The organism is Coleofasciculus sp. G3-WIS-01 (assembly GCF_040223135.1).
Taxonomy (GTDB): Bacteria; Cyanobacteriota; Cyanobacteriia; order Cyanobacteriales; family Coleofasciculaceae; genus Coleofasciculus.
Genome location: NZ_JAVJZI010000188.1, coordinates 24,544 through 38,062, shown reverse-complemented (window position 1 = coordinate 38,062; position 13,519 = coordinate 24,544). Strand labels below are relative to the sequence as shown.

Here is a 13,519-nt window from a genome sequence, read left to right as displayed (position 1 = left end):
AATTACCATGGGAACAGCTCTAGTTGTTGAAGATTCCTCAACGGATATGCAAATTATCACCAGTTGCTTACAGCAAGGTGGGATCAATGTCTTGGTCGCTTATAGTGGCGAAGAGGCTCTGACTAAAATTAGCACGCAAAAACCGGATGTGATTATTTTAGACATCGTGCTACCGGGTCGCAGTGGTTTTGAAGTTTGTCGCGAATTAAAAACGGCGGCTGAAACCAGCAATATTCCTGTCGTTATTTGTTCGACAAAAGGAGGTGAAATGGATAAGTTTTGGGGAATGAAACAGGGAGCAGATGCTTACCTAGCTAAACCCGTTGATCAAAACGAACTCGTCCGCACTGTTAAACAGCTCATTCGCACCTAATTAAAACGGTTCGTAGTCAGCACTTTAGTGCTGGTAAGTCAAGCATAAGGCACGAAGCGTGCCTACTACAAACACTAAAGTGCCTACTACAAACAAAACGGTTCCTGACCATGTCTGACACTTTATCAACCCAAAACCTCTTCTCATCGTCCATGCAGATCCAGCTGCGATCGCCTGCGTCTGTAGCGAGTGAAACAGAACAGTTTTTGCGGTTTCATCTGCTACCGGATACAACCGCTTTGTTGTCCGTTCGTCAGTTAACTGAGGTGTTGAATATTCCCATGGGTCAGATTGTCCCCATCCCTCATACACCCCCTTGGGTTATGGGTGTTTATAACTGGCGGGGTGAGATTCTTTGGATGGTGGATATCGGACATTTAGTCGGACTCACGCCGTGGTATCAGCAGATAACCGGTGCTTCAAATTACACGGCAATTGTGTTACATACTCCTTCCCCGTCACAAACCTCTACCCAAGTCAAAAGTCAGATACTAGGACTTGTGGTAAACCGTGTCGAAGATATGGAGTGGTGCAACCCCGATGGGATTCAATCCCCACCCTCTGCTCCCGTTACTCCCGAACTTGCTCCATTTTTGCGGGGATATTGGGTGAAATCCACGGGTGAGATGTTAGCCGTTCTCGATGGTACAGCCATTACCGAAGCGATGCCCAAAACTCAGTAGATTTTGTCATTTGTGTTACTTGCTATTCGAGAAGCATGTTTTAACTACGATTGGCGTCTATCAAAAATCTCTCAAAAGCAGCCAATTGAAGACGGCTGACAACTATCGCCCAAAAAAATTCTGCTTAATTTCATAACCTATCCGGTATTGCTTAACCAAACGCAAGGCTTTATTTTGGCTTGCGGATCAGTTGAGTACTATCCTTTCTACCCTATTGATGTTCAACGATGAGGTTCATATCATGACTCAAACATCACCCAACACAAATTCCGCCAAGAATAACGGTGCTATTTCCAAGCTGACATCTAGTGATGATGGCGCAGCACTCATGGATTATCCCCTTTCTGCTCACAGCCTCTCGACTCCAACCCCAAACGCTCTCAAACGACTAGAACCTGATGGGGGAGGCTATAAGGCAAAGAATCAAACTATTCCCACACAACATTCATCAACCTCTTGGTGGCAACGGCTGAATCTGCGAAATAAAGCCACGGCTGTGGCAATCCTGATTGGTACGCTTCCCGTACTGGTGACTGGAATCACCGCCTACTATTTTGCTGACCGAGCGGTTGTTACAGAAATTGCCGAAGCGAAAATCGCCCGGGCTGAAGGGATGGAAGATAAGGTGATTCGCTTCATGCGGGAACGTTACGGGGATATTCAGGTTATGGCGAGTCTGCAAGTTCTCACTGATCCCAAACTGGTTGAATCAACAACCCTGGCTCAAAAACAAACCACTCTGGACAACTACATCGAATTTTACAAAATCTATGACAGCATTGCCGTGTTTGATCTCAATGGCAATGTGATTGTACAGTCTCAGGGAGAGCCTTTAGGTAACCACAGCGATCGCGATTACATTCAAGCCGCCCTCAAACTGGATCAACCCTATATTGGCAACCCTGGGATCTCTGATTCCAGTGGGAAGTTTGTGATCCACATTGCTGCACCCGTTAAAGATCAAGTCACGGGTAAAACCATTGGCACTATTCGATCTCGTATGCCTGTGGAAGCTCTTGATGACTTGGTTTCCAATTTCGGCGCTGGCGGTGACCAATACCACCTAATTGACTTGTCTGAAGAAACGCCTGAAATTTTCGTATCCAACCAGCCGGATAAGCAGCAAAAGAATGCCGCAGAAGTGTTTGCTCACTTTGAGCAATTGAAAACTGCAGGCAAGCCAGGAAGTACGGTGACAACTGACACGATTGATAACAGTCAAGACTTGTTAGCTTATGCTCCCTTACACGAACTTGAAGGTGTGCCAAAACTTCCCTGGAGTGCGGCTGTAGCCACGCCAACCAAGATTGCGTTTGAACCGCAGCGACAGTTACTTCTCGCTCTAGCTAGTGGTACAGCGCTCACCGCTTTGCTGGTGTCAGCGGTAGCCGCCGCCATTGCCAACCGCGCTACAACTCCAATTGTGAGTGCCGCCGACGCGGTAACCAAAATTGGTCAGGGAGACTTGGATACCCGTTTAAACGTGGCTGGGGAAGACGAACTGGCTGTCTTGGGTAAAAACATCAACGACATGGCTCAACAGCTCGGAACTTTGGTGCAGCAACAAACCTTGGCAGCAGAAAAGGCAAACTTATTGGCAGAAATTACCAGTGTCCGTTCCTTTGACGCCCAAGCGATCCAAGATATCTTTGATATCGCGGTGATTAATGCTCGCAAAATCTATAAAGCGGATCGGGTGATTGTCTATCGTCTCAATCCTGACGGCAGTGGCGAAGTTATGGCTGAATCCGTGACGCCGGGTCAGTTTCATGCGTTTAATAGCAATATCAAACATCCCCCCCTGTCGCCAAAACAGCTTGCCACTCACAGCGATGACGGTATTGTGGCAATCACCAATATTACCGCCGCTGGGTTATCGGCTGAACAGTTAAAGTTTATGGAACATCTAGAAGTCAAGTCTACCCTAGATGTTTTACTGCTCTCTCAAGGTCAACCCTTTGCCTTGCTCAGCGTTCACCACTGCCAGAACTCCCACCCATGGCAGCCAGAGGAAATCGATTTCCTCCAACGCTTAGCCGACCAAATGCGACTGTCTCTTGACCGACTTACTCTACTTGACCAAACGCGAAACCTGGCGGAAGAACAGCGTCAATTGAAAGAAGGTTTGCAACACCGAGCCTTGGAACTGCTCAAGGAAGTAGACCCGATTAGTAAAGGTGACCTAACCATTCGCGCACGAGTCACGGAAGATGAAATTGGTACGATCGCGGACTCCTATAATGCTACCGTTGCTAACCTGCGGAAAATCGTTAACCAGGTGCAAGCGGCGGCGGGTCAAGTGGCTGAAACCACGAGCTTTAATGAAGTTGCGGTTCAATCCTTGGCAGAAGAAGCGCTGCACCAAGCCGAAGAAATTTCCGTCGCTCTTGACCGCGCCCAGGAAATGGCTCAGTCGGTGCGAATGGTCGCGAATAACGCTGAACAAGCCTTAACTGCTGTGCAAGAAGCGTCTCAAATGGTACAAGCAGGAGACGTGGCGATGAACCGTACTGTTGACGGGATTCTCGCTATCCGCGAAACAGTAGCAGAAACGGCGAAAAAAGTCAAACACTTGGGTGAATCCTCACAAAAGATTTCCACCGTCGTTAACCTGATTAGCACCTTTGCCGCCCAAACCAACTTGCTCGCCCTCAACGCCTCCATTGAGGCAGCCCGCGCCGGGGAAGAAGGACGAGGGTTTGCGGTGGTTGCCGACGAAGTGCGATCGCTGGCACAACAGTCAGCCGATGCGACGAGTGAAATTGAAAAGCTTGTGGCGGCGATTCAAGCGGAAACTAACGAGGTGGTAACCGCAATGGAAGCAGGTACAGAACAGGTAGTTATGGGTACAAAACTCGTAGATGAAACCCGCGCCTCCCTGAACCAAATTACCACCGTATCCGCCAAGATTAGTAAACTCGTTGAAGCCATTACAGATGCCACATTCATTCAGACACAAGCCGCTGAATCTGTAACTGAAACCATGACAAAAGTAGCAAACATTGCTGCACACACATCCACAGGAGCCAGTGACGTATCTTACTCATTTGAACAACTCCGACAAGTCGCGCAAGCGTTACAAGAAGAAGTGGGTCAGTTTAAATTGAGTTAATCATTTGTCATTTGTCATTTGTTGATTGAATTTAGGGTGATCGCCAATTAATCCCGATATTCGCGACGTTTCGTTTCGTTTCGTTTCGTTTCGTAGGGGCTCTCGCATTCGCGCCTAGATTGATCGGTTTTCTGTCGAAATTACAACGCGAATGCGAGAGCCCAACACACCGTTCATAAATAACCAATAAACCAGGAAAAACCATGGCAATCAATCCCGATATTCGTGACCAAGCCTATCAGTTTTTTATTGCCGAAGCCCCGGAACTTTTACAGATCATTGAAACCGGGTTATTAAATCTAAAAGATGAGCGCACTACTGCCCAAGTTCACGAATTAATGCGAGCCGCCCACTCGCTAAAAGGGGGCGCAGCCAGTGTAGAATTAGAGGCGATCGCGACTCTAGCTCACCGCTTGGAAAATATCTTCAAGGCACTCTATAGTGATACCGTAGAGATTGACATTGAGCTAGAAAATAAACTGCTGCAAGCTTATGACTGCCTGAGTTTGCCCCTGAAATCGCAAATTACCACGGGTTACTTTGATCCTCAAGCAGCTTTAGCCACAGGGACTCCCATTTTTGACCAAATTGAGGCACGATTGGGAGATGCCCTGACGCAGGCGGATAATTATTATATGCCCAGTTCCGCCGAATTGGGGATCAATATGGCGGTATCTATTTTTGAAGTCGATGTCGCCGAAGGATTGGAACGCCTGGCTACGGTGGTGGAAAATCCTCAAGACTATGAAGTGGCGGGAGAATTACGCGCCCAACTTGACGTTTTTGCTGGATTTGCTGAGTTCTTAAACCTGCCCGGATTTGGCGCGATCGCACAAACGGCACAACAGGCGTTAGAGGCTCACCCCCAAAGGGCTGTAGAGATTACAAAATTGGCACTGGCTGATTTTGAACTCAGCCGTCAAGCTGTTCTCTCCGGTGAACAGACGACGGGAGGAAATCCTGGTGAAGCATTAGTCGCCCTCGCTAAATCTCCAGCAACGGCTTCGGGTGAGTGGGAGGAGAGTGATTGGGGATTAGGATTGCCCTTCACAGACGTTTCCGTTGAAGCTCCAGAGTTCGCCGTGCAACCGATTGAAGCATTTACAGAAGACGATGCGATCGCATCTTCACCCGAAACGCTTCCATTGCTGGCTGAACTCTTTTCTCAAGAGACTGAACATTATACCCTGCCAGCCACAGCAGAATCTACATTATCAGTTCCTTCTTTAGAGGATATTTTTGGTAATCCTGATTCTCAGGAGATTTTAGATACAGAATGGGTTGAGCAAGCGACATCTTTGTTCAACCAAACTGAGGATCACTCCCTGGCTACTCCCGAAACCATTACGGAAGTCGAACCGGATGTCGTACCTGAAACCTCTGCATTAGTTCCCGCCGCACCGCTCAACCTGGATTTTGCCATTCAATCGATTGAGCAAGTTTTTGATCAACTTCCCTCCCTGGAAGAGGCGTCACAATTAACCCTATTTCAGGGGAATCCGTTAGTTAAGAGCCAATCGGGTGAACGTCATATCGCCCAGTCTCCCTCTTTGATACCCGAACCGAATACGAGTTTCAATCCCGTTGAATCCACGCGCCCTCGTTCACCATCACCCACGCCTAATCTATCCGTGCGGGTGGATTTAGATCGACTCGAACGGATGAATAACTTGGTTGGGGAATTAGCGATTAACCGCAATGGTTTATCACTCCAGAATCAGCAATTACAGGTAGCCGCGCGAGCATTGCTAGATCGATTTGCTCGATTTGGGCAGATTGTGAATAAATTGCAGCATGTATCGGATAAAATACTGGTCGCGCCAGAACGGTACAGTTATGGGATGATGTCGGGTTATGCTCAAATGGATCGTCGCGTTCCTAAAAGTGGTGATGTGCGATCGCTCGGACTTCACCATTCTGATCACTCCACGGATGTAACGCTAAAGACATTAGCAGACTTTGACTCCTTGGAAATGGATAGCTACGGCGTTCTCTATTCCCAAATCCAAGGGATCTTAGAAGAAATGGTGCAGCTTGAAGAAGCCGTTGACGATATCGCCCTGTTTGCTAAGAAATCTGATCAAACCACCCAACAGCAGCTGAAGGTGATCAACTACTTGCGGGATGAGCTGATGTGGGCGCGGATGTTACCGATTGGGGAGGTGTTGAATCGGTTTCCTAGAGTATTACGGGAACTGTCTAATACATATCACAAACGGGTGAATTTGAAATTAACCGGAACAGGTGTTTTGGTTGATAAAGCGGTGTTGGAAAAACTCTCTGATCCGTTGCTGCATTTACTCCGAAATGCCTTTGATCATGGAATTGAGTCTCCTGAGATCCGGCGTCAAGGGGGGAAACCGGAATCGGGACAGATTGAAATTCGCGCTTATCACAAGGGGAGTCAAACAATTATTGAAGTTCGGGATGATGGTCAAGGCTTAAATGCAGAACGGATTGGGCGTCGGGCGGTGGAGTTGGGATTGTTATCTAGTGAACAATTGGCGACGACGTCCCAGGGGAGTTTGTGGGGATATATTTTTGAGCCAGGATTTTCTACCGCCCAGCAAGTGAGTGAGTTATCGGGACGAGGGGTTGGTTTAGATGTGGTACGAACCCAGCTGCGATCGCTTAAAGGTAAAATTTCTGTAACTTCGACGCCGGGAGGCGGTACGACGTTTACCTTACGTCTACCTTTAACCCTAACCATCGCTAAATTATTAGTCTGTTTCGTCGGTTCGACGGTGCTGGCGTTACCCTCTGACAGTATCGAAGAGATTATTATTCCTAAAGCCAACCAAGTTAAAAAATCCGGGGCGCAACGGTTTCTTCATTGGCGGGGAGAATTGATAACAACCTATCGATTAGGTGAACTGTTGGAATATCAGCGTCCCTTACCCGATAGCTTGACGAGTCAAACCTTAAGTTCAGTGGCGGCGCCAAAGACGTGGGAGTTACCTATGCTGATACTGCGTCAGGATCAGCAGGTGTTTGCTGTGGAAGTTGAGCGTCTGGTGACGGAACAAGAATTGGTGATTAAACCTTTTGGTGGGGCGATTTCTCCTCCTAGTTATACCTACGGTTGTACGATTTTGGGGGATGGGACGGTAATTCCGGTGGTTGATGGTATTGCACTGTTGGAATTTGTCCATGGAGCGACGACGCCAACGGCGACTCCTGTGCGTCAGGATGCTTCTCCAGGTACGGTGATTAGTTCAGGGGATACCACCACTCCCATCACAATGGTACAAGTACCGACAATTTTGATTGTCGATGATGCGGTGGCTTTGCGGCAAACCTTAGCGCTAACTCTAGAACGGGCGGGTTTTCGGGTGTTACAGGCGCGGGATGGTCGAGAGGCGATCAACCAGTTGCAGCAAAGTGCATCGGTGCAGTTGGTGGTTTGTGATATTGAGATGCCGAATATGAATGGGTTTGAGTTTCTCAGTCAACGGCGTCAAGATCCGAAGTTGTCGAGGGTTCCCGTTGCTATGCTAACCTCTCGCAGCAGTCAAAAACATCGCTGGTTAGCGATGCAGTTGGGGGCGAGTGGGTATTTCACTAAGCCTTATTTAGAACAAGAGTTTGTCGGCTCGCTCAAAGATATTATCCACGAAAATAGTCTTGTTTGTCATTAGTCATTCGTTCTTTGTCCTTTGTGATTAGCGCTGACTTAAGTCCTGAACTAAAGTACTCGAAGAGAAGCCGCTCCGCGTCTACGGGCTAAAAGCTTAAACCTGTTAAAACGGGTTAAAATCCTTGATTTTAGTAAGCTAGAGCTTACTTGAGCTTAAAGGTAAGAAATTTATTTCCTGGCGTCCGAGTTTACGACACGTTAAAGTCCCCCTTTTTAAGGGGGATGCGAGGGGGATCAAAGGTATCCCATAAGAGCGGAAAGTGCTGTAAATGCATTGCAGCTTATCCACCCACTGTAATTTTTATTGTCTAAAGAAGGGTTTTGGTTATGAAGAGTAATGTAATGAACAATCAATCGAACGAAAAGCAACCTGCTCTTTCACAAAAGACGACAAAGGTATTAAAATTAATTCATTTTACTCTAGGGAAACTGTATCTAGCCTTACCCATTGAATCCGTCTACAAAATTTTGAATCGCGCCCCTGTTCATGGGAGTGGGATGAATCAGGTGGGAGTTACTCATTCTGGCGAAGAAGACATTACGGTAATTGATTTATATCAGCGTTTTTTCAAAGAGAGCTTACCGGAAGCCGCCAAAGGAGGAGGATATCTGGTAACTATGCAAAATCAAATCGGTGAACTCTATGGTATTCCCGTCGCTGAAGCGCCTATTTTAATAGATGTGCCACTTTCAGCAATTCGGCTTTTACCGGAATCATATCGTCGTTCTGATACGGTTAATATTGCCCGTCATGTGGCGGTGATTCCTCAAGATTCGGGAACAAAAACCATCTTTTTATTAGATATTGAGTTGCTGTTGCCAACCTGAGTGAAATGTAAGCTCCTTTCTAGTGACATACTCCCGACGCTCATGCGGCAAGCATAGAGCGCGGGCTTCTCAGTGACTCCTGGTATCCCATAGGACGTTACCTGAGCTTTATTGACGGAATGCCCTACCGCCAAATACTTGATGTTTATTGCTGCGTTATGGTCACGGTCAATCGTTAACCCACATTCACAGCAAGAGTGAATCCTGTCTGATAATGTTTTTGTCACCTTAACCCCACAACCTGAACAGTTTTGAGACGTGCCGTTTGGATTCACTGCGATTGCTAACAATCCGGCTCTTTCAGCCTTGATTGAAAGAATTTGCAGGAATTGACCCCATCCAGCATCATGAGTTGATTTTGCTAATCTTGTTCTGGCAATACCTCTGATATTTAACTTTTCATGAGCAACATTCTTTCCTTGAGATAAAAGCTTTTTAACCGTTTTATAGTGAAAATCTTTGCGCTGATTGGCAACCTTTAAATGTGCCTTGGCAACTCGTTTAATCCCCTGCTTTCGACGATTAGAACCTTTCTTTTTGCGAGATAGGGAACGTTGCAACTTTTTCAGACGCTTTTCCGCTTTCCGGTAAGGCTGCGGAATCTCCACCTCTTCCCCGGAATCCGTCACCAAGAAAGACTTCAGCCCCATATCAATCCCGATAGTATTTTCCCAGGTTGGAGTTTCGGGAGTTACATCAGGAACGGAATCATCTTGTAGTGACAGTGTGATGTAATACCCATCAACTTTCTTGACGATGGTAGATGTTTTGACCTTGAACCCATCCGGCAAGGGACGATGCAAAATCATTTTCAACTCGCCAATCTTCGGAAGTTGAATAAACCGACCTTTGATGTGTTGTGACTTAACTGGATCAGGAAAGGTGATTGAACGATAACGCCCAACTCCCTTGAATCTAGGCTTGCCACTTCTTTTGCCATTACCGTCTCCCTTGAGCCATCGCTCAAATGACTTCTCCACTCGCGCAATTACATCTTGTAGACTGTGAGAGGGGATTTCTTTATATTGAGGAAACAACTTTTTGGTATTAACCAAATCCCGTTTCTGTGAGTAGAAATCGGGTCGGTCTTTTAGTTCTGGTAGATGGCAAACCAGGGGACAGGCATTAACATCACAACGATTTTGTTCCCACCAATTAAACCGCTCTGCCAGCCGATAGTTGTATTGACTACGGCAAAGTTCGATCCACTTATCAACCGTGGCTTGTTGCTGTTTCGTCAATCTTAATCGGTACTGGTAGGCGGTTCTCATGGGATAATTGTATCGCGAAATCAATCCTATCTATATGCAACACATGAAGAACATCTCTCTACGAATCTCTGACATTGAAAAGCAACACCTCGATGAATTCTGCCGTATTACCGAAAGAACAAGGGAGCGATGTACTCCGTCAATACATTCGGAGTTTGTTTGTCTGCGGGGTATTGAACCCCATCGACAAACCCGCAATTGTTCCTGACGCTCACCTTCGGTAGAGCGCAGGGCTGCTTGCAGTTATAGCTCAGGCGATTAAAATAGATTACTTGAGGACTTTTTCATTTTACCCCCTGGAAGCTTCTGTTATCTGCCATCTGCATTCTAGTGCAAGAATGCAGAAATAACTGAACAGCTAACATCTCCCCCAGCTCCCAGACGTAGCATGCTACGTCTCTACAACCCCTGCTCCCCTAGGGCGACGGACAAGCCTGAACAATAGGAACATATCCAGGTTCTTTTACCATCCCTTGACCCTTACCCGTTAATATCAAATTAGTATACGCTCTCCCCGCTTGTTCTTGAGTATTATTCTCGCCGGGAAAATCTTTGATAATCACAAATAAGTTTCGAGTTAAGGGATACTCTCCACTTTTGAATCCGGCGAAATTAATCTCATTGCGCTGCTGAGGACAAGACTCCAGTGGAACTAAGTCACCCTGATAGGGAGCAATTGGAGCCTTTCCCGGAAGTCCCAAAGGTAAAGGACGAATTCCACATTGAGAGACAAGTTCCGGTGCTGAGGCGTAGTAAATACCCCCTGGATCATTACTAACTTTACCGATTCCCGTGGTTGTCGAACTAACAAATTGGACAATTTGGGTATTAAACGGTTGTCCTCCTAAAACCGCATCGGTAAAAAATCGCACTGTTCCACCTTGATCAGATTGGCGGGAGTAGGGAGTAATTGGCAAATCTGAACCCCCCACTTGTTGCCAGTTACGAATTTTTCCGATATAAATATCTTTAAGCTGGGTTAGGGTTAAGCTAGGAACATTGAGTTGAGGATTTACCCCGACTGCGATCGCGTCAATCCCTACCGACTTCTGAATCAGTTCATAGCCTTGCTGTCTAGCCTCTGCTAAATCTTTTTTTTGCAGATGGATAGAGGATAAACTGAACGCAAAATAGCCTCCCAATACCTGTTGAATTCCCTCAACTGAACCACTATACTTAGGTGGATTGAGGTTAAAATCGGGCAAGGCTGTCTTGAGCTGTTCGTGAAAGGGTTGAGCAATAGGAACCCAAGTTGTACTTCCCCCATAGTTAAAGAGTTGTCCTTGGGGAATATTAATCATTAAGGGTATCCGACTATCGCTCAATGAACAAATAGGGCGTTTCCACCATAACCAACCACTGATGGCTGAAAGACAAATCGCCCCCCCCAAAAGTCCAATAGCTATGAGTTTACCCATTGGCTTTTTTGCTGGGGGTGAAACCTTAAGAGATTTATCTCCATTCGCTGACTTTTTCAGAGAAATCTGTTTGGCTAATGTCTCTTTATCTTCAGATAAAACTGGAGGTTCAATCGACTCCCCTGATTCAGTCTCAGGCTTTGCCTTTGCCAAAAAATTCTCCCATTTTACTGGTAAAACTGTGGGATTTTGGCAAATTACAGGTAACAAACTTGCACCCGGAAACCTTCTCTCAATATCCGATAAGTCATGGAGTTTTTCCCGTGCTTCTCGTACTGAACTATATAACGATTTGCCACTAGAAAACGATTCCAGAAAATATTTCAAAAATTCCTGAGCAAACTTATCCGGTACAGGTTCCCGCATGACAATCATTTGCGGGATATTCAGCCGCTGCAACTCATTCGCTAATCCTAAGCCATCACAGGAATTAAAAATCGCCAGTTGTAACCCTTTCTTTATCGCTCTTTTTAGGGTATTTTTCAACTCGCTAATGGCTAGCTTCTCGGTTTGATTGATATAAATATAACCGCAATCGCCATCTCCTTGAGAGTAACTATGTCCCGCAAAGAAAAGAATATCCCATTCTTCACTCCACAGAGTTTCAAATTCTTGACGTTGCGGTTCAACCAGAAAGCGGACATCCGCCTGGGGTAAATTTTCCAGTAAACCTCTGTCTCTGGCAATATTAATTCCCTGGCTATTGCCTAAAATTGCCAAAATTCTGACTTTACTTTTCGGTTTAACCGGATTTCCTACATCATGTTCTGTCGGACTAATCGCCACAGCCGCATTGGGAAACTCATCCAAAAACTCCCACGCATCCCAGGGTAATTTCCGTAAGTTATATTCACTGGTGCGGACAATGACGCGAATTTCTTCTTCTTCGTCTAACTCTCTAAGTAATTGCTCTTTGACACGGCGAAACTCTTCAGCGCTAAGCCAATGATTAATACTGCCTTTTAGGGTTTCAAATAAAACTTGACATTCGTCAGCAGAAACAGGGGGAAGTAATTCAGTTTCATCATCTAAAATAACCGGGCGTCTGAACGCTGTTTCTAAGCGGCGATAAGTTTTCTGCCAATTATCATAGTTTGCCCAAACCTGTAAATTAGCGGGTAAACTACCACCCGTTCGGATTTGACGGTGCGGAAAACTATCGTCGCTAATTTCTAGGGTAATCTGAAACCCTTGGCTAAAATCCCCATGTTCTAGATTAAGTTTAACGACTTTACCCATAGTTATGTTCCTGCTTCCCTCAGTTTAAATTAAAAAATTCTCCGTTATACTTTCCTCCCCTAGCACCACTTTAACCGTAAATTTTTCTTCAGGTTGTTCAATAAACTGAAAGGGTTTAGTTTGAATGGAACTATCCGCCTTTCCAGCTTGAGTTTCTAGAAAAGGTTCTCCTGTTTCATCCAGTACCCTGAGGGTGATCCCTTCGGGTAAAGAGGTGTTACTCCCTAAGGAACGAACCTTGACACGGATGCGAATATTTTGTTCATTGTCTTGATTCAGGTCGAGTATAAGTGCTAGACTGTGGTCTTTCAGTTGAATTGTTTTCCCCCGCTTAACCGTCGCCGGATTGATACTTCTGAATGCTAGACTAACGTCTGGTGTACCGAGTAAAGCTTCAACAGTTTGCCAACCCTCTGCCACGATATTATCAAACCATCGACTTAAGTTAACTAGAGGTAATGATTCACTTTTGGGTGTAAGACACTTGAGCAAATCATTCAGAGATTGGAACTGGCTAAGGGATAACTCCTCCGTTGTCACGGTTGGAGTAAAACCGAGTAATGTTGCTTCTGTGAGGGATTCATTTATCCCTACTGCAACATAGCCAATCCTATCTTCCCAAACTTCTGCTGGAATGTAAACAAAGTTTGTATCCGAGAATACAGGACGGCATTCTAATTTTACCCATTGACCTTGCCGTTTAACCTTTAAATCGGCAATATTGACTAAAGACTGCATTAATGGGTCCCAGCTATCACTTTCCGTCAAGTCTGTCTCTATTCCTTGGCGCTTGAGGTAGTCATTCACCGCATACACGGCTAAGGTATTCAGATAAACCTGCTGGGCGTTGACAAAATTGAACGGCGTGGATTGGTGTTGACGAAACTGTTTGGCTTTTTGATGAACTTGCCAACCTAGCTTAACTTTATTATTAATAGTAATCATGGCTTTTTCTCCT

Annotated in this window: 8 protein-coding genes; 5 read left to right on the top strand and 3 right to left on the bottom strand. The window is 45.9% G+C overall.

Annotation, left to right across the window (positions count from 1 at the left end; translation table 11 throughout):
- The first annotated feature begins 7 nt into the window (after positions 1-7).
- The 5 genes from RIM23_RS19505 (at position 8) to RIM23_RS19485 (ending at position 8,633) form a co-directional block, all read left to right on the top strand.
- The gene (locus RIM23_RS19505) at positions 8-373 is read left to right on the top strand and encodes a response regulator transcription factor (protein WP_446368787.1); all 366 of its coding nucleotides are present in this window, start codon (positions 8-10) and stop codon (positions 371-373) included.
- 110 nt (positions 374-483) lie between these two features.
- Positions 484-1,056, top strand: a complete 573-nt coding sequence (locus RIM23_RS19500; RefSeq protein ID WP_446368786.1) for a chemotaxis protein CheW — start codon at positions 484-486, stop codon at positions 1,054-1,056.
- 241 nt (positions 1,057-1,297) lie between these two features.
- Positions 1,298-4,168, top strand: a complete 2,871-nt coding sequence (locus tag RIM23_RS19495; protein WP_446368785.1) for a methyl-accepting chemotaxis protein — start codon at positions 1,298-1,300, stop codon at positions 4,166-4,168.
- Between the two features lie 203 nt (positions 4,169-4,371).
- Complete coding sequence (locus tag RIM23_RS19490) at positions 4,372-7,806, top strand: response regulator (protein WP_446368784.1); 3,435 nt, start codon at positions 4,372-4,374, stop codon at positions 7,804-7,806.
- Positions 7,807-8,147: 341 nt separating this feature from the next.
- A complete protein-coding gene (locus RIM23_RS19485; protein ID WP_446368783.1) occupies positions 8,148-8,633 on the top strand; it encodes a chemotaxis protein CheW in 486 nt (161 codons plus the stop codon).
- Here the strand turns inward: RIM23_RS19485 and RIM23_RS19480 are convergent.
- From RIM23_RS19480 to RIM23_RS19470, 3 genes are all read right to left on the bottom strand, one after another.
- Positions 8,573-9,904, bottom strand: a complete 1,332-nt coding sequence (locus RIM23_RS19480; RefSeq protein WP_446368782.1) for an RNA-guided endonuclease InsQ/TnpB family protein — start codon at positions 9,902-9,904, stop codon at positions 8,573-8,575. The genes RIM23_RS19485 and RIM23_RS19480 overlap by 61 nt on opposite strands.
- 416 nt (positions 9,905-10,320) lie before the next feature.
- Complete coding sequence (locus RIM23_RS19475; protein ID WP_446368781.1) at positions 10,321-12,561, bottom strand: substrate-binding domain-containing protein; 2,241 nt, start codon at positions 12,559-12,561, stop codon at positions 10,321-10,323.
- 24 nt (positions 12,562-12,585) lie between these two features.
- On the bottom strand, positions 12,586-13,506 hold the full coding sequence (locus RIM23_RS19470) for a DUF1822 family protein (protein WP_446368780.1): 921 nt from the start codon (positions 13,504-13,506) through the stop codon (positions 12,586-12,588).
- Positions 13,507-13,519 lie beyond the last annotated feature (13 nt).

What these genes read in the sequence shown, in the direction of transcription:
- RIM23_RS19505 (WP_446368787.1), top strand. Translation starts at nt 8, where the DNA reads ATGGGAACAGCTCTAGTTGTTGAAGATTCCTCAACGGATATGCAAATT.
- RIM23_RS19500 (WP_446368786.1), top strand. Translation starts at nt 484, where the DNA reads ATGTCTGACACTTTATCAACCCAAAACCTCTTCTCATCGTCCATGCAG.
- RIM23_RS19495 (WP_446368785.1), top strand. Translation starts at nt 1,298, where the DNA reads ATGACTCAAACATCACCCAACACAAATTCCGCCAAGAATAACGGTGCT.
- RIM23_RS19490 (WP_446368784.1), top strand. Translation starts at nt 4,372, where the DNA reads ATGGCAATCAATCCCGATATTCGTGACCAAGCCTATCAGTTTTTTATT.
- RIM23_RS19485 (WP_446368783.1), top strand. Translation starts at nt 8,148, where the DNA reads ATGAACAATCAATCGAACGAAAAGCAACCTGCTCTTTCACAAAAGACG.
- RIM23_RS19480 (WP_446368782.1), bottom strand. Translation starts at nt 9,904, where the DNA reads ATGAGAACCGCCTACCAGTACCGATTAAGATTGACGAAACAGCAACAA.
- RIM23_RS19475 (WP_446368781.1), bottom strand. Translation starts at nt 12,561, where the DNA reads ATGGGTAAAGTCGTTAAACTTAATCTAGAACATGGGGATTTTAGCCAA.
- RIM23_RS19470 (WP_446368780.1), bottom strand. Translation starts at nt 13,506, where the DNA reads ATGATTACTATTAATAATAAAGTTAAGCTAGGTTGGCAAGTTCATCAA.